This window comes from Psychrobacter pulmonis (genome assembly GCF_904846465.1).
Classification (GTDB): Bacteria; Pseudomonadota; Gammaproteobacteria; order Pseudomonadales; family Moraxellaceae; genus Psychrobacter; species Psychrobacter faecalis.
In genome coordinates, this window is sequence record NZ_CAJHAT010000002.1 from 482,933 (window position 1) to 499,979 (window position 17,047).

The following is a 17,047-nucleotide window of genomic DNA, read 5'->3' on the forward strand; positions in this document are numbered from 1 at the left end:
TAAAACTGATCGTTTTAAAAGTTGCCTATAGGGTAACAATAATGACGAGCACACTTCGTTATGAAGCGTGCTGATTGCATAGTGTTTGGTTATGGAGTGTATAGGGTTTGCAAGACTGAACTTTGTGACGGTTGATATTTATAGAGATAAGAAACTTTTTAAGAAGTTTTAAAAGGTAGGGTTTTCAAATTGATAAGTAAAAGAAATGACCGCACCAATTAACGCACCAAGCGATTAAGCCCGTCGGCAAAGGCTTTTTTGTCGCGGTCGCCGTAAGGTTTCTGCCCGCTCATTTCTTGCAACTCAAGCACACCCGTACCGCGCATGGTATCCATAAAATCGCGCATATTAAGCTTTTGCTTGATGTTGTTTTTATCGTAAACCACACCGCGGGTGGTCAAAACCATACCGCCTTTATCTAAAATATCATTGGCCAAAGGAATGTCGCTGGTAATGGCCAAATCACCTGGCTGGATTTGCTCGACGATATAATCATCGGCTTTATCAAACCCTGACGGTACCACGGTCATGACGAGCAGTGGTGATTTGCGCAATTTAATCGGCTGATTGGCGACAAATATCGCCATCGTTTGGGTACGTTCAGCCGTTTTGATGATTAAGTCTTTGGCAATCAGTGGCACCGAATCGGCATCTACCCAAATCTGCATTATTTCTCAGCCTTATCGGTCTTTAATAATGCCTCTGTTTGGCTACCTTTGACTTCATTTTCATTATCTTCTGAAATACTGTTAGGTTTCGTATTGCTTGCTTCCTCTAGCGTACTTGTTTGCTTCTCGGTAATAGTAGGGGCCAGTTTTTTATCAAGCCCCACTTTATTTGGCAAGACCGCAACCAGTTTTGCTAGCGCAGGTTCTAAATCCGCCACGTCATTTGGCATCAATGTGATATGGGCAATTTTACGGTCTTCGCGCTCAGCCTTATGGTAGCTATGATAATGAGCGCCATCGATATTGAGCACCGCGCTGATATCAGGATATTGACCTAAGACGTTGAGCATAATTGCTGGATGGACGTTGTCGGTATCGCCCAAGGGCAGATTGACCACCGCGCGGATATGGTTTTCAAATTGACTGGTAATCGCACCTTCGATACTCCAGTGTCCAGAGTTATGGACGCGCGGAGCAATCTCGTTGGCTAGCAGATAATCGTTACCGCGAGCATCTTTACTCACAAATAGCTCAAGCGCCATCACACCGACATAACCCAAGTGATTCATCACCGTGCTAATGGCATCGGTTGCTTGCTGAAATAAATGGCTGGTACCAACGGCAGGGGCGCGAGTTTTGGCTAAGATACCATGATGATGGTGATTTTCGACCAAATCATAGCAGCGCACCTGACCATTTTGCGCGCGTACAGCAATGATAGACACTTCACGGCTAAAGTTAATAAAGCCTTCTGCGATTAGGGGCGCAGGTGTTGGTGTCAATGAGCCTTTACCGCTAACCGCGTCTTTTAGCTCATGCCAAGCGGCTTTGATATCGCTGTCTTCTTTAATAACGAATTGACCCTTACCATCATAACCGCCGCGGCTGGTCTTGAGCACAATAGGCAATCCTAGCTCGTCGCAAGCTTGTTTTAATTCAGCTTCAGAATTGACCGCCATAAATGGCACGGTGGCGATATCAAGCTCATTAAACATGCCTTTTTCTTTTAAGCGATCTTGAGCGATATCAAGGGCAAGCGGTGGCGGGAACATACCTTGTTTGCTGCCTGATTTCGATAGATGCGCTAACTGTTCAACAGTCGCCGTTGGCGTATTTTCAAACTCTAAAGTAAAGACGTCAGCTGCGGCAATAAACTCATCTAATTGCTCGCTAGAAAAAACTTTTCCGTAAAGGCTGGCAGGGCAGTCGGCATTGTCTTCTAAAAACACGCACTGATAACCGAGCGGCAGGGCAGCTTGGGCGAGCATCATACCAAGCTGACCGCCGCCTAAAATACCGATGGTACGGATGGTCTGGGTAACAGGATAAGCATTGGCGGTAGTCATGGCAGGCTCTTTACATTTAAAGTGAATAAGGGTTTTTAGTGGATGAATAGCTAAAAATTAAGGTTAGAAATAGGAAAAGGTGCACCGTATGCACCTTATCTTTAGTAAAACTCATTTGGCTATAAATATCAAGTTTAGCGCATGGTAAGTATAAAATATTACTAGCAAGAGTATTGATAACAGCGGTTTTTGCTAAAAGGTTAACTCATCTTGCTTACTTTACTGATTAATAATACCGGGCGTTGGACTTGCAAGAATGGTCTCTGTTTGCGCTTGACGCATGTTATCAAGCTTAGTGGCAAGCGATTCATCATGCAATGCCAGCACCTGAATGGCAAGGAGGGCCGCGTTATAGGCACCAGCAGTACCAATGGCTAAGGTGCCAACAGCCACACCTTTTGGCATTTGTACGATAGAAAGCAGACTGTCCCAACCGCTAAGCATGGATGATTTAACAGGCACCCCAAACACAGGCAGCGGCGTTTGACTGGCACACATGCCGGGCAGATGCGCCGCGCCGCCCGCTCCAGCGATAATTACCTGCAAGCCATTATTTTTCGCGCTTTTGGCATAATCAAACAATCTATCTGGCGTACGATGGGCTGACACCACTTCACATTCAAAGGCAATATCAAAGTCAGCAAGCAACTGCGCCGCTGCACTCATGGTCGCCCAATCCGACTGCGAGCCCATGATAATGCCAACTTTTGGTTGACCGGCAGGGGAGGTAATAGGGCCGTTTTGCTCAATAGCAGCGTTTTGTGTAGTAGGGTTCACAGTAGCGGAGGTGGTGCTCATGCTTTGATATCCTCAAAAAGACCATCATACAAAAGTTTTGCTGCCTTCGTAAAGCCAAGTTTGTCGTTTAATGTCAAAGCTGACTAAATAGCAGTTTTTTATGTCGCGGTTTTATCGATTTATAATGGGCCTTCATCATGGCGATATTGCACAAAGTTACTGGCTTTCAATGGTAATGGCAGCTCAGTATCCAGCTGATAACAGGTCATATAACCGCTATCTATGGCTGCTGAATAATCGGTGCAAACCACTTGGTTGCTCAATGGTTCAGGATTGCCAGTGAGCCAATAATGCCCAACAAACACGGGTTTGTGCGTTTTAAGGGCAAATTCAATGTTCTCTGCCATGGCATCGTTTGGAATCTGCGCCAAGCCCGATTTTGGCGCACGGGCGATTTCATGTATAGGCCGCTTATTTAGCTCATCAAGCCACCAGCGCACGCGTACTTGTGAGCGCGCTGCACCGTCTTTATCGACCATAACCAAACCTTCAGGTAACGCAGTTTCCACACCTTTTAACACACGCTCAAGCGCCTCATAGGCGGGGCTATGTTTTTGTGAGCTGGCAATGACCGCTTCGGGGGTTAGGCAATTATCAGTAGTTAATAAAGGTTTTAATACCGCCATGCTATCGACATCCCAGCAAGCGTGGACAAAACAGGCATAATCGGTCTCAAGCCAAAGCGGTATCTCATAAAAGCGCTGCAACCAGTATTGATGCGCTTCTGAGCCAAAGGACACTTCGGCTAAAAACGCTTCATGTTGGCGTACATGAACATCGCTATGCGAGCGTAAATAGCGCTCGGGCTGCTTTGGGTCAAGCATCGCAAAAGCCAAGGCGTTGTATTCATGATTGCCCATCACCGCATCGGCCACGCCTGCATCTAGCATCGCAAAAACAATTTCAAGAGTAGCTACCTGCTGCGAACCACGGTCAATCAGGTCACCAATAAATAGCGCCCGATGACCTACTGGCGGTACAAAGTGACTGCCATTATGCACGTAGCCTAACTGTTTTAGCAGCCCAATCAATTTGTCTGCATAACCGTGAATATCACCAATAATATCTATAATCATAATTATTTATTAAATTCTTAAATATTTTGTTCAAAATAAAATTACTAAAAAACATCGCTAACTGCTTAACTACTAAAAATTCATTTATAAACCAAGCTTCGACTTTCACCACTTGATTTTATTAAATGTTCTACAGCCCAGGAGACAATAGCGCATTTAAAAAGTGCGGCAAGACGCGAGGTTCTAAAATAATGGTCGCAATCACTCCAAACGCGCCGCCCCACATATGCGCCATATGATTGATATTGGAGCCACCGCGTTTATCGGCGTAAATACTATAAGCAACGTAAGCGACGGCAAACACTATCGCTGGAATAGGAATAATGGCGAATAGATAAATTTTTTCCCACGGTGCCAGTAAAATAAATGCAAATAGCACCGCTGAAACCCCACCTGAAGCACCAAGGCTTAAATAGCTGGCGCTTTTTTTGTTTTTAAGATAGCTTGGCACCATGGCGATTACGATAGCCAACACATAAAAAACCACAAAACCATAACCGAATAAAAATGACTGATACAAGCCTTCGATAGCCCGGCCAAAAAAATACAGGGTGAACATATTGAACAGCAAGTGCATCGCATCGGCATGAATAAAGCCGTGGGTCACAAAACGATCCCATTGACCGTTATTCACCGCCGGCGGATAAAAAATCAGTCGATTAAACAGGGTTTTGTTTTGCCACGCCAATAAACTGACAATAACCGTAATAATGATAATAAGCGTCGTGTGGTTGAACAAAGGAGAGTCCTTAGGCCGAGCCTGATAGGGGGCAGTGTTATAGAGCGTAGTGCTTAAAGACCAAATAAGTTGGATAAAAAATAACTAAATATGGATGCTGAAAATAGCTAAAGCTTACACCAACAGTAATAACAGTGATGCTAAGGCAAAAAACCAATAGACGACAAAATTATGCTTTAATAATCGTTTATATTGAATAATATAACAGCGTAACAGGCAACTAAGTAATGCTTCGTATACTGACCGTAACGTTTAACGACAGAATAAATATTTACTAAAAATAAATAATAGATCGGTGATATTTATCCAGTTTTACGCTTGTTGAAATTTTAAAAAAAGATTAAAAATAATAGGCAATTTATATGCCAATATTAGCTTGTTAAGTACTGACTAAGTATCGACTAAGTGCTGACCTGTTAAGCGCGCATTTTTATGGGCGTGCTACAGTCTACAGCGTATAAAACCGAAGTCAAAAAAGAATCGCTGTCTCATATCTTAAATTAACGCCGATAAAGGCTGGAACTTATGAATATCATCGACCAATTAGAGCAGATAGTAACCCCAGCCGTCTTAGGTAGCCAAATTAATAATGAACAGGTTATTGATGGCCATCGTATTGATCACGGCAGCGTGTCTTATGTCAGCTTATTAGAGCAGTTTTATGCCATTTTGGCGGCGCGTTTGGCATTGCCGCAAATTTACTCGCAGTTATTGCGTGATGATGAGCCAATTGCCAATGAAAATATAGTAGAGACGCCATTATTTGAGCAATTATGGCAAGCCCCAAGCGCGCGTCAAACCATTATCGAAGAGCTGGCAGTGACCCATCATATTGATAAGCTGACTACCACAAAGCTTATTATGAATGCTGCGCCACTGGCTTACCGTGAACTTAAGGTCATGGCTAACGGGCAGTTTTTACCAGCATTTTTACAAAATGAGCAACCTTCACTGCGCCATTACCTGCCGATATGGGCAGCACCGCTCATTACCGTCGCACAAGATAACCCTGATGAATTGTTTGATTATCAAAACGCCATAGTCAATGCGGCGACAGAAACTGTTTTATTAAATAAAGATGCTACTGAAGCAAGCGTGGTAAGCCCTTCTGCGAACTTGATAAAACAACCAAGCGTGGCAACAGAACTTGCTAGTGAAAGCTTCGATAACAGCCTAGCTGTGAGTGCCATTCATGCCAATCCTGCTGAGCATCACTTAGCAGAAAACAGCAGTTTAAAGCGCGAAAAAGTACGAACCCGCAACCAACGTAATGACTTATTAATACGGGTGTTTTTATTATTGGCCGCCATCGCAGCGATTGGATTGGTATGGGCATTTTTAATTAAGCCTAATGAAGTCCCGCCTGTAGAGCCAGTGGTGACTGCACCCGCTGTGGTAGCGCCTGTCGCTGAGCCAACCGCGCAGGTGTTGACGCCCGCTACGCTTATCGTTGGTGTGGATAATAGCGGCAGTCTTTATACCTGTAGCGCCTCCGTCGGTGACGCCGCGCTACAAAGCACCCTCCAACAAGCGCTCAATAGCAGTTTTGGCGAGCAGGCAGGGATGTGTCAGTTTACGGTACAAGAAGGCGTGGCTAACAATATTGCCAATATGCCTATCGAAGCACTACCCAATATCCTGACATTATTAAGAGCGACACCGTTCGCCCGTCTACAGTTGCAAAATGACCGTATGACAATAGAAGCGCCGGATGGTATGCAGCTACAAAGATTGTCCACTGATATCCGTACTTTGGCACCAGCGATAATGGTAGATAGTACCGCGCCGCTACCATTGCCTAATAATGCAGAAAGCGGCATAGACACCGATAATATGGCGATGAACGGTGCAAGCAATCAGTTTGCCCAAGATGGAAGCAGCATAAATAACCAGTACGTTGGCACTAATAATATGAATAACAGTAATGCAAATAGCAATAACGACTATCAAGCTTCTGATGACGTCACCGGTGATAGCGTGACGCCTGCACCGGCACGCAATAATGATTTTAATAATCCGCCTAGAGCTAACGAGCCTAGAAACAATGAACCTAGAAGCAATGAACCTAGAAGCAATGAACCTAGAAGCAATGACCGTCCCGCATCAACGCGACCACCGGGACCTTTTTCAGAATCAGAAGTAGACGATATGGCCAATAGCGTTATCGTGGCGGAGCCTGCGCAAGCAAGATGATAGTTTAAAACGTCTAACAAACAATGAGCTAAAGGAGGGTAGGATCAATCATTGACTATCCTCCTTTTTATTTTTGCCTAAAAAGATAGACAGTCATTTCCAGATATAATGGATATGTTAGTAATTTGTACTGTAAAGACTTCGCAGTTACGTGTCACAACTGAAACATTACTTAACGTAGCAATTGCACAACAGCCCATCGATTGTGAATACAACCTTAATACTTTTATAATGACAAAAGTTGAATGTAGATAGTGCTGATATTTATTAAGCCGCTTTTTAATACCTAATGTTTATTAAATGCTGATATAAATATTAATATTAAAAAATATCGTTATTAAGAAATATCAGTACTATTAACTTTTCAGTTTTTTGAGAATGCAGTTTGGTACAAAAGAATTATTCAAAATAACAATTATTGAGGAATGACATTATGGACATTATCAGTCACTTAACGCGGACGGTTAGCCCTGCAGTATTAGGCGATGATCGCAATCCCGCTAAACAGAACTTACTTGAACAATTTTATGCTATTTTTGCCGCACGTCTAGCAGACAATACGACTTATACACGTTTTGCTAATGAAAATATCGCCCGTGATGACCAAGGGTTTTATGACCGCGTATGGACCGATGGCGCCCACCGCGACCAAATTGCCCGTGAGCTTGCGGGTAAACATAACGTTGATGCAACTGCAGCCCGTGGTTTGATTGCGATGGCCGCACCGTTAGCGTATCACGAAATCAAAAGCTTGGCCGGAACCACGCCCGTGCCACAGTTTTTAAATGACAATCTTGCCAGTTATCAGCACCATATTCCGGCATGGGCAAGCGCCGTTCTGCCTGCAGGTATGATTGCCGCACCAGCTGGTGCTCATGTGTCTGATACGGTCAGCACTGCACCTATTCGCCGTGAAGAAGAAGAAAAAGGCAGCTTTATGAAAGCGCTGCTACCGATTATCGGTTTGATTATCTTAGGCGCATTAGCGTGGGCGCTACTCAGAGGTTGTCAAGACAATCCTGAGCCAGTCGGTACGCCAGTTGCCACTGAGCAGCAAGCGGCTAATGACGGACAAACAGTGGTTGCAGCCGATATAGAACCGGCTTCACTACGTATTGCGACTGGTGAAAATAGTGGACTATATGCCTGCCGTATGAACGTTGGTAACGAGACGCTACAAGGCAACGTGATGGACGCGTTGACAGCGACATTTGGTGATGAAGCCAATAATTGCCGTGCGGATGTCGATGATAACTTCTCAATTGACATGCCTGCTGCCGCTCAGCTTGCGTCTATATTACCTATCGTCAAAAACGTACCGAATGCGAGCATGTTAATCAAAGGCGATACGATTACCGTTAATGCGCCTGACGCTGCGGCATTAGATAAATTGGTTACAGATTTACAAGCAGCGACGCCAGCGATGACCGTCAAGCCAGAAGCGCCATTAGATGCCCAAGCTGAGATTGATAATAGCTTAACAGCTTCTCAAGCAGCGATGGATAACCTTGGCCAAAATCCTGACCCTCAAGATGTGGCTCGTGCGCTCAGCCTACAAGTGGTGAATTTTGAAGTAGATAAAGCCGTTATTCCTGATGCCAATAAAGCGCTATTAGACCGCGCTGTAAAACTGATGGAACAAGTACCAGATATGAAGCTGATGATTATTGGTCATACTGATAAAACTGCTGATGCTGCTTACAATATGAAGCTGTCAGAAGAGCGTGCCCAATCTATGAAGGATTATTTGGTCGCGCAAGGCGTTGATCCAACTAAGCTGATGACTAAAGGTATGGGTGAGACCGATCCTATTGCTGAAAACGCCACTGAGCAAGGTCGTTTCCGTAACCGCCGTATTGAGTTTGTGGTCTATGATGAGACAGCAAATGCAAACGATGGCATGGCGATTAGTAACAGTGCCCTTGACCCAGACTTAAATCCATTAGACAGTGATAATGATGATCTAATGCCTGATGCTGATGATGCCAGTCGTGGTACGGCATTAGACCCAAAAGCCAGTAATTAATAAATGTTCTACTGACTTATAGTTGTTTATCGATAGCTAGTATTAATATTAAAAAGACCGCATCTTATGTTTAAGGTGCGGTTTTTTATTACATCAAAAAAACTGAAATAAAAACAATTTGGTTAAATAAATTACTTATAAGCAGTTGGATCTTTTGACTCAGTAGGTGCTTTCGTTTGACTGGCAAAAAAGGTCTGTAAGATATTTTCCTTTGCTTGGTGCCAATAGTCAAACTGCTGACATGTCGATTCAAGGTCGCCCTGCCAAACAGGTATTTGTCCGCGCATGGCTTTGATACGCTTTTGGTCTGGATAGGGCAGCTCTTGGGCTGCTTTGGCTGCTTCGTGAGCAGCAACGCGGTCATTACAAACCAGAGCAATATCACAGCCTGCTTCAATTGCTGCTTTGACGCGGGCGCTGACATCACCGGCAGCTTGCGCACCAGCCATTGATAAATCGTCAGAAAATAAAACCCCATCAAAATTCAGATGTTTGCGAATGATGTCTTTGAGCCAAATTTTTGAAAATCCAGCGGGTTTATTATCGACTTGTGAGAAAATCACATGCGCCGGCATTAAAGCATCAAGCCAAGGCAGCGTCTGCGTAAACGGCTGCATGTCGCAATTGATAATCTCATCTAAACTACGTGTATCGATTGCTTCTGCCAAATGCGAGTCAGGCGCGACGGCTCCATGACCGGGAAAGTGCTTACCCGTGGTTGCCATTCCCGCCGCTTTCATACCGCGCATAAACTGGCTTGCTAAAGCGATGATGGCTTGTGGGTTTTGATGAAAACTGCGATCGCCGATCACTTGGCTGATACCGCCTCTATCGAGCACCGGCGCAAAGCTCAAATCAATGCCGACCGCCAATACTTCTGCTGCCATCAAATAACCACAATCGTAAGCAAGGCTCAAGGCGCGACTAGGGTCTTGGTCAAATAATTCGCCGAGCCTGCCCATCGCCGGTAATGGCGTAAAACCCTGACGTAATCTGGCAACGCGACCGCCTTCTTGGTCGACGCCAATCAATAAATCGGCATTGTGTTGGCGGATATCGTCACACAAAGCGCGCACTTGCGCCGCATCTGCCACATTGCGGGCAAATAATATCACCCCGCCTACTTGTGCTTGTTTGATTAAACTGACATCTTCAGCAGTCAGTGCGGTACTATCGATATCAATCATTAAAACGCCGTACATTGCGTAATCCTTATCAGGCTAGAAGGTTGTTTTCTCATTTGCACTATATTATAAGTCAAATCGAGACAGAGCTTAGAGATGAGAGGGTTTTTTCTTATAGATAATCTTTCTGTTACGGATGGTTTGTCGCTACTCACTTTTACCTTATATTAAGCCAGTGATTGCAAGGGACGCATAATAGCGGTTTGCTTGGCTTAAATAAGTTAGGTTTAAATGATAAGTTTAAACAAGATGATTCACGCTTATAACCAAATGCACCAATGGATGCGCTAAAAAATAGCCAGACCGCGTGTAAGATTGTTTATACAGATTGAGACAGTGGTGTATTTATAGCTGTGCTAGTATTGATTGATTTTTAACCATAAAAATAATGCCTTATCCTAAGATAACTATCCTATATTTGCCTGCTTTTAATGCTAGCGTAACCTATGGTTTAATGGTAAATATAATAGGGTAAAAAATCACGACATTTTTTGGCTCATAGTCTATTAAATAACCTTTATTGGTAATAACAACTCAGCATACTTTTAACTTAAAATAATTAGGTATATACGATGAAAAAACAACCAGCACAGTGGTTACTTAGTGCAGCGTCAGTGGGCGTCGCTGGTCTTATCCTTACTCAAAGCTACAGTACCGCAGTGGCTGATAGCAATACGGCAGGCTTTAAAGCCACCCCTGAGCAACAGGTTACCACCCGCCAAGTAGCCGCTTTGCTGGATCGTAGCCATTATCTCAATCAGCCGCTCGATAGCGCCATGGGTAGCGAGATTTTGTCTATGTATATTGACAGTCTCGATCCAAACCATACCTTGTTTTTGCAATCTGATGTCGATGAATTTAAGAAAAAATATGCCGACGAATTTGCTGCACGCCTAAAACGTGGCGACCTATCGGCTGGAGTGGCGATTTTTGAGCGTTACCGTCAGCGCTCTAATGAATATTTTACCCTATCAAAACAACTGCTGAAAACAAAGATAGATTTGACCAGTAAAGATAGCATTGTCCTTGACCGCGAAAAGCTCAGTCATTTTAAAACCAAAAAAGAACAGCGCGACTATTGGACACGCCAGCTGAAGTTTCAGTTGATGAGCATTACCCTAGGTCAAGAAGACGAAAAGGCGAAAGAGAAAGTCTTTTTAAGCAATCCTGACATCACGCGCGGCCAAGACTTGCTGCGTAATGATGAGCGCACGCCAAGTGAGATTTTGCTCAATCGTTTATCACGTCAGCAAGAGCAGCTTGCCCGTCTAAAAGATGATGAAATCATGGAAACCATCTTAAATACGGCAATGCTCACTTATGACCCGCACAGTAATTATTATGCGCCAATCCAAGCCAATGAGCTACAAATTCAATCGAGTCTGCAATTAGAAGGCATCGGGGTTTCTATCCGTCCTGACCGTAAAAACCCAGATTATACTCGCATTGTCACTTTGGTAGATGGGGGCCCAGCAGCCAAATCGGGGCAGATTAAGCCCAATGATTTGATTATTGGTATTGCCAAAGACGGCGAGAACATGGTTGATGTGGTTGGCTGGTCAACACGTGAAATCGTCGGTCTGATTCGCGGTAAACGTGGCACCTCGGTGACCATTAAGGTGCGTCAACCAAATACGCCCGATACCAGCGCCCGTAATGTGACGGTAGTACGCGATATTATTCAGCAAGAAGAGTCGGGCGTAAAACAGCGCGTCGTTGAAGTACAGCGTCCCAATATCGATAAAACGCCAAAACGTATCGGTGTGCTTGAGATACCAAGTTTTTATCTCAACTATCGCGCGCGCCGCAATGGTGAAGAGTACCGTAGTGTCAGTGACGATACCGAAAAAGCCCTTAAAGCGCTGAATAAAGAAAATATCGACGGTCTAGTGGTTGATTTACGTAATAACCCAGGCGGCTCGCTCGATGAAGTTGCGAAAATGCTCGGCTTCTTTATTAAAAGCGGCCCATTGGTGCAAATTCGTGACAATCGCGGCAATATTCAAGTCTACCGCGATGACGATGGCGGCGAGCAGCTTTATGACGGCAAAGTGGTTGTTTTGACCAATTTAGCGTCTGCCTCTGCCAGTGAAATCTTTGCTGCTGCGATTCAGGATTACGGTCGCGGGCTGGTGGTCGGTAGCACCACAACTGGTAAAGGTTCAGCACAAATCCAGCTAGACAGCTTGGCTTTGGGTACAGCGACGCTCACGCAGCGTAAGTTCTACCGCGTCACTGGCGGTAGTACGCAAAATAAAGGCGTGGTCCCTGATATTGAATTGGTTAATATCTACGATGATGCGACTTTTGGCGAGCGCGCGCAGAAAAAAGCCTTACCATGGGATACGATTAAAACTGCCCCTTATAAGCCTGAAGGTAAATTCTCTGCCAATACCTTAGCAACGCTAAATCAGCAATCAAAAATCCGTCAGCAGCAAAACCCGCACTTTGTGTATCTATCGACGCTAAATGATATTCGTAATATGGAAGATGAGAAAAAACCGATTCCTCTTGATATCAATAGCCGCCGCGCCAAAATGCAGTTGATAGAAAAACGCTCATTGGAAGCGGAAAATAAACGTCTGATTGCAACGGGCGAGCGTCCTTATGCCAACTGGAATACTTACCAAGCAGCAATGGATGCAAAGTTTGAAGAGCGCAGTCAGATGAAAGAAAGTGAGCGTCCTGAGCTACCTGAGGATGAAGCCTTCATTAAGGAAGCGGCTTATATCATGCTTAGCGCTGATCCAAAGATGCAGGCTAGCCCAGAAGAGAAGCTATAAAAAAGCAACTCTTGAACAGTCATTATCGGCAACGTCAATGCGTGTAAGCATATGCTTACACGCATTGACGTTTAGACCTCTTACTAACCTCATGCCAATCTGCGATTATAACTGTACGGCACGATTGAACGAAAAGGTTCATAGATACTAGGGATTGGTATCGCAAAGGTCGCATCAGGGATAGGTGGTTTGCTGATTAGGGAAGATAAGGCTGGATGCCTGAACGTTATAAGATGCTCCGGGATTAAGTATCTGATAACATTAACATGGATGGTTGGTGATAAAAGCCGCATAATACTTGTTGTTATGCGGCTTTGTTACGTCTGTAATCTTTAAAATTTATTCAAAAAAAAGGTCAGTAGATTGCTCTACTGACCTTTATAGCTAGACGACCCTAGCATTACCAATAACTATTCATTAATAATTAACTATTCGTCTAAGCATCTTATCGTCTGAAAATATTACGCCAAACTCAAGAAGAAATTAGTGCTCAACGCCACCAGCGCCATGGATATGGCCGTGGTTTAGCTCGTCTTCAGTGGCTGCGCGTACTTCTTGAATTTCTACATCAAAGGTCAAACGCTTACCAGCTAACGGATGGTTTGCATCAACCGTCACTTCTTTATCGTTGACGTCAGTCACAGTTACTAGCATCACTTGACCGCCAGCTTCTGACTGAAACTGCATACCAGGCTGGATATCATCAACGCCTTGGAAGTTTTCGCGTGGTACATGTTGTACCGCTTGTTCTTGGTATTCACCGTAACCATCAGCAGGCTCTACAACGGCATTGACTCTTTCGCCAGCAGATTTGCCTTCTAGTTGTTGCTCAAGACCTGGGATGATGTTGCTATGGCCATGTAAATACGCAAGCGGTTGACCTTCTGGAGACTGGTCAAGGATATTGCCTTCGTCGTCTTTTAGCGTGTAGTTAAACTTGACGGCAGTGTCTTTTGCGATAGTAGTCATAAATTATCCTAAATATGTCGTTATTGAAATTTAAATACGGTTGCAATAAACCTAAAAAAGCCAATCAGCCAGCCAAATAGCCACGTCATTAGTTAATTATCATCAGTTTATTAGGGTAACTTTAGCAGTTAGCATCTTTAATTGCGATGCCTGCCATTGGTTTCAAGGTTAAAATCCGAAAAAATAGCAATTATTGGGCGAATTAATGTAAATAAATATGATTTTTCAGTTTTGGTGGTTGGTAAAGGTAAGAGGCTAAAGTTTGCCAGTTGCGTTTTTACAGGATGGCTCATACCATAGTCATAAACATAAGGATAATAACGATTATGAATTTATCTTCTCAAGCCTCACCGATTAATAATTCGAATCAGCAGAGTGCAGGTATCTCTTATCAATTTGACTTTGCCCGGTTTTTAGAGCATTTGGTCGATGTCGCGCTGACCTTTACCGCTGATACCGACGCGCCAAGTCTATGGTTGCCAACATGGATTCCGGGTAGCTATTTAATGCGTGAATTTGCCCGTAATATCACTGCGGTACATTATGAAATTTTAGACAGTCAAGTCGTTTCTAACGATAAACAAATCAACACGTACCGCGCGCAAAAAACCGATAAAAATACATGGCAGTTGCCAGAGGCGCAGGCAGGGCAACGCATATGCGTCCTTTATGAAGTGTATTGTTATGATTTATCGGTGCGTACGGCGTATGTCGATCAGCAGCGTTTGTATGGCAATTTTACCTCGCTTGCATTAGCGATTGGTGGGCAAGAACAACAAGAGGTAGAAGTTGATTTAATCGTGCCAGCTGCATTTTTAGCTGATAAAGACGCTAGTCTTGTGCGCTTGGCATGTGGACTTGAGGCAGTACAGGCGCAAATTGATAAACCGCAAATATATACTCTACAAGCAGACAGCTATCACGAACTTATCGATCATCCGTTTGAGATAGCCGAACAAGATAGCTTTGTTTTTATCATTCAAGATAATAGCCATCAGACGCTTAGCCATCATTTTTATCTTTCAGGTAAGCATAGCGCTAACATGGGACGCTTGCAGCAAGACGTCACCCAAATCTGTCAGACTTATCTAGATTGGCTTGGTGATGCGCCCTTTAACGATTACACCTTTATGACCTTTACCAGTGGGCAGGATTATGGCGGGCTTGAGCATATCAACTCGACAAGTTTGATTACCCCGCGCCGCGATTTGCCCAATGCTGATGAGCCAAAAGTACCAAGTAGCGACTATCAACGCTTTTTGGGCTTATGCAGTCACGAGTATTTTCATGCGTGGTGGGTCAAAACTGTCCGTCCAGATGTGATGCTAGAGGTGGATTTACGCCGCGAAGCTTTTACGCCGCTGCTTTGGGTGTTTGAAGGTTTTACCTCTTATATCGATGATTTTATGTTGCAGGCGTCAGGTGTCATTGATAAAGCAAGTTACCTTAAATTACTGGCTGAGCAAATCAATCGCTACTATCAAACACCGGGGCGCACGCATCAGAGTGTCGCCGAGTCGAGCTTTGATGCTTGGATTAAGCTGTATCGCAACGATGAAAATACCGGCAATGCAGGTATCAGTTATTACAACAAAGGCGCGTTGGTGGCGTTATGCTTGGATTTAACCCTGCTTACAAAAAGTGCTGGGCGTTATCGTTTGTTTGATGTGGTTAAAGAATTTTATAGCCAAGCAAAGCAAAAGGATAATAAACGTATTGGCATCAGTAGTGCCGATATGGGTGCAGTTATCGGGCAGTTTATGCCGTTAGCAGATTGGGAAGAGTTTGAGCGCCGTTATGTTAATGGCGTTGAGGAGCTACCACTAGAGACGCTGCTTGCGGAAAATGGTATTAAGATTCATACCAACACTAAAGAGACTGCCGATAAAAATATACCGTGGGGCATGCGTTGTAGTGAGACGCCGCTTGGACTTAAGGTTAATCGCGTCAACCGTGACAGCGCTGCCGCTAAGGCGGGTATTTCAGCGCATGACGTCATTGTTGCAATCGATGGGATTAAAGCAGACACCAAGCAATTAGCAACGCTTAGTAAGGCCACGCGCGCTGTGGAATGCCATTTATTCCGCCGTGATGAGCTGATGACGGTGAAAGTTTTACCTAAATCTGATTTCGCTGATAAAGACGCGCATGACGATAATGAAAAAGCATTTCCACATAGCGTCAGCTTACGTCTAGCAAGGGCTAGTACCGATTGCGAAGGCGATGGGGACTCTGTCGTGTACGCCAATACTGAAAATACATGGCTAAATGCGCTAGCACGCCATCAAAGTGAATAGATAAATAATAAAGCGTGAAGACATTAAAAACCCTTGCTAAGCTGCGTACTTAGCAAGGGTTTATATTTTTAATATTCAAAGTACTATAAATAACAGTTAAGACGTTATAGCTGTTTAACTTGTCGCTTTAGTGGTTTCTTTGATTGCTTCTTTATCATTTGCTTCATCATTGATAACGGTGTCATCACTATTGATAGTCGCGGTATCAGGCGCTTTATTTGCCGCAATCCAGTTTTGTATCAACTCAATCTCAGGCTGCTGAGCATCGATAATGTCTTGTGCCAATTTGCGCATTTCTTCATCGGTACCGTATTGGAGTTGCACTTTTGCCATGTCTACTGCGCCAATATGATGCGGCAGCATACCGCGCGCAAATGCCATATCAGCGACAGGCTCAGCAATACCGAGCATCATATCGCTATGCATGGTATTCGTTCCCTTTACATACGCTTCTTGCATGGCTTCGGTATTGGGTTTTGGTTTGGGCGCATCAGGATGGCTTGCGAGCCATTTATTAAGAATATCAATCTCAAGCTGCTGCGAGTCGATGATGTCTTGTGCAAGTTTACGCATGGTTTCATCAGTGCCGTACTTTAGCTCGATTTTTGCCATATCTACCGCACCGCGATGATGCCCGAGCATGCCTTTGGCGAAGGCGGTATCAGGATCGTTATAACCCATGCCAACCATCATTTCATTATGCATACTGGTCATAGCTTTAGTGTAGTCTTTCAGCGTATCTGACATTTTTTCAGCGTTTACCGCCTCATCATTGGCAGCCATGTCGTGCTCAGCATGGGCAACCTCGGGAGCTGTTTCAGATGGTTCATTAGTGGCTTGAGTGGCCTTTTCTATTGGCATTACCTCATTATCCTCAGTTGCTGGCTGGCAGGCGATTAGCAGCAGGGTAGTAGCCACACTGGTAGCAAACAAAGCAAAATGACGAGAGGCAATCATGATATATCCTT

General features: G+C 44.2%; 13 protein-coding genes. 4 read left to right on the plus strand and 9 right to left on the minus strand.

Features of this window, described 5'->3' with window-relative positions; translation table 11 throughout:
- Positions 1-218: 218 nt before the first annotated feature.
- The 5 genes from JMX70_RS05805 to JMX70_RS05825 form a co-directional block, all read right to left on the minus strand.
- Positions 219-668: a YaiI/YqxD family protein gene (locus JMX70_RS05805; protein ID WP_144297416.1), complete on the minus strand. Its 450-nt coding sequence runs from the start codon at positions 666-668 to the stop codon at positions 219-221.
- Positions 668-2,014 carry a 5-(carboxyamino)imidazole ribonucleotide synthase gene (locus JMX70_RS05810; RefSeq protein WP_201590361.1) on the minus strand — a complete coding sequence of 449 codons (1,347 nt, stop codon included), beginning with the start codon at positions 2,012-2,014 and terminating at the stop codon, positions 668-670. The genes JMX70_RS05805 and JMX70_RS05810 overlap by 1 nt, the downstream gene beginning before the upstream one ends.
- 219 nt (positions 2,015-2,233) lie before the next feature.
- Positions 2,234-2,812, minus strand: a complete 579-nt coding sequence (gene purE / locus JMX70_RS05815) for a 5-(carboxyamino)imidazole ribonucleotide mutase (RefSeq protein ID WP_144297418.1) — start codon at positions 2,810-2,812, stop codon at positions 2,234-2,236.
- 119 nt (positions 2,813-2,931) lie between these two features.
- Positions 2,932-3,888 (minus strand): metallophosphoesterase, encoded by a 957-nt coding sequence (locus JMX70_RS05820; protein WP_201590364.1) that lies wholly within the window; start codon positions 3,886-3,888, stop codon positions 2,932-2,934.
- Positions 3,889-4,018: 130 nt separating this feature from the next.
- Entirely contained in the window at positions 4,019-4,627 is a 609-nt protein-coding gene (locus tag JMX70_RS05825) for a rhomboid family intramembrane serine protease (RefSeq protein WP_144297420.1), read from the minus strand.
- Between the two features lie 525 nt (positions 4,628-5,152).
- On the opposite strand from JMX70_RS05825, the gene JMX70_RS05830 reads away from it, so the two are divergent.
- Together JMX70_RS05830 and JMX70_RS05835 are read left to right on the plus strand one after the other, a co-directional pair.
- Positions 5,153-6,820, plus strand: a complete 1,668-nt coding sequence (locus JMX70_RS05830) for a hypothetical protein (protein ID WP_201590367.1) — start codon at positions 5,153-5,155, stop codon at positions 6,818-6,820.
- A gap of 433 nt (positions 6,821-7,253) precedes the next feature.
- Positions 7,254-8,846, plus strand: a complete 1,593-nt coding sequence (locus JMX70_RS05835) for an OmpA family protein (RefSeq protein WP_201590370.1) — start codon at positions 7,254-7,256, stop codon at positions 8,844-8,846.
- 131 nt (positions 8,847-8,977) lie between these two features.
- Here the strand turns inward: JMX70_RS05835 and nagZ are convergent, their stop codons facing one another.
- The gene (gene nagZ, locus JMX70_RS05840; protein ID WP_201590373.1) at positions 8,978-10,048 is read right to left on the minus strand and encodes a beta-N-acetylhexosaminidase; all 1,071 of its coding nucleotides are present in this window, start codon (positions 10,046-10,048) and stop codon (positions 8,978-8,980) included.
- Positions 10,049-10,602: 554 nt separating this feature from the next.
- Between nagZ and JMX70_RS05845 the strand changes: the two genes are divergently transcribed.
- Positions 10,603-12,813: a carboxy terminal-processing peptidase gene (locus JMX70_RS05845; protein ID WP_200662549.1), complete on the plus strand. Its 2,211-nt coding sequence runs from the start codon at positions 10,603-10,605 to the stop codon at positions 12,811-12,813.
- Positions 12,814-13,296: 483 nt separating this feature from the next.
- On the opposite strand, the gene JMX70_RS05850 is transcribed toward JMX70_RS05845, so the two are convergent.
- Together JMX70_RS05850 and JMX70_RS05855 are read right to left on the minus strand one after the other, a co-directional pair.
- Positions 13,297-13,782: an FKBP-type peptidyl-prolyl cis-trans isomerase gene (locus JMX70_RS05850; RefSeq protein ID WP_068407618.1), complete on the minus strand. Its 486-nt coding sequence runs from the start codon at positions 13,780-13,782 to the stop codon at positions 13,297-13,299.
- Positions 13,783-13,919: 137 nt separating this feature from the next.
- Positions 13,920-14,075, minus strand: a complete 156-nt coding sequence (locus tag JMX70_RS05855) for a hypothetical protein (RefSeq protein WP_201590376.1) — start codon at positions 14,073-14,075, stop codon at positions 13,920-13,922.
- 33 nt (positions 14,076-14,108) lie between these two features.
- Between JMX70_RS05855 and JMX70_RS05860 the strand changes: the two genes are divergently transcribed.
- Entirely contained in the window at positions 14,109-16,079 is a 1,971-nt protein-coding gene (locus JMX70_RS05860) for a M61 family metallopeptidase (protein WP_201590378.1), read from the plus strand.
- Positions 16,080-16,193: 114 nt separating this feature from the next.
- On the opposite strand, the gene copM is transcribed toward JMX70_RS05860, so the two are convergent.
- On the minus strand, positions 16,194-17,036 hold the full coding sequence (gene copM / locus JMX70_RS05865; protein WP_201590380.1) for a CopM family metallochaperone: 843 nt from the start codon (positions 17,034-17,036) through the stop codon (positions 16,194-16,196).
- Positions 17,037-17,047 lie beyond the last annotated feature (11 nt).

Coding starts and splice junctions, on each gene's coding strand:
- JMX70_RS05805 (WP_144297416.1), bottom strand. CDS start 668: ATGCAGATTTGGGTAGATGCCGATTCGGTGCCACTGATTGCCAAAGAC.
- JMX70_RS05820 (WP_201590364.1), bottom strand. CDS start 3,888: ATGATTATAGATATTATTGGTGATATTCACGGTTATGCAGACAAATTG.
- copM (WP_201590380.1), bottom strand. CDS start 17,036: ATGATTGCCTCTCGTCATTTTGCTTTGTTTGCTACCAGTGTGGCTACT.
- JMX70_RS05810 (WP_201590361.1), bottom strand. CDS start 2,014: ATGACTACCGCCAATGCTTATCCTGTTACCCAGACCATCCGTACCATC.
- JMX70_RS05835 (WP_201590370.1), top strand. CDS start 7,254: ATGGACATTATCAGTCACTTAACGCGGACGGTTAGCCCTGCAGTATTA.
- JMX70_RS05830 (WP_201590367.1), top strand. CDS start 5,153: ATGAATATCATCGACCAATTAGAGCAGATAGTAACCCCAGCCGTCTTA.
- JMX70_RS05855 (WP_201590376.1), bottom strand. CDS start 14,075: ATGAGCCATCCTGTAAAAACGCAACTGGCAAACTTTAGCCTCTTACCT.
- nagZ (WP_201590373.1), bottom strand. CDS start 10,048: ATGTACGGCGTTTTAATGATTGATATCGATAGTACCGCACTGACTGCT.
- purE (WP_144297418.1), bottom strand. CDS start 2,812: ATGAGCACCACCTCCGCTACTGTGAACCCTACTACACAAAACGCTGCT.
- JMX70_RS05860 (WP_201590378.1), top strand. CDS start 14,109: ATGAATTTATCTTCTCAAGCCTCACCGATTAATAATTCGAATCAGCAG.
- JMX70_RS05850 (WP_068407618.1), bottom strand. CDS start 13,782: ATGACTACTATCGCAAAAGACACTGCCGTCAAGTTTAACTACACGCTA.
- JMX70_RS05845 (WP_200662549.1), top strand. CDS start 10,603: ATGAAAAAACAACCAGCACAGTGGTTACTTAGTGCAGCGTCAGTGGGC.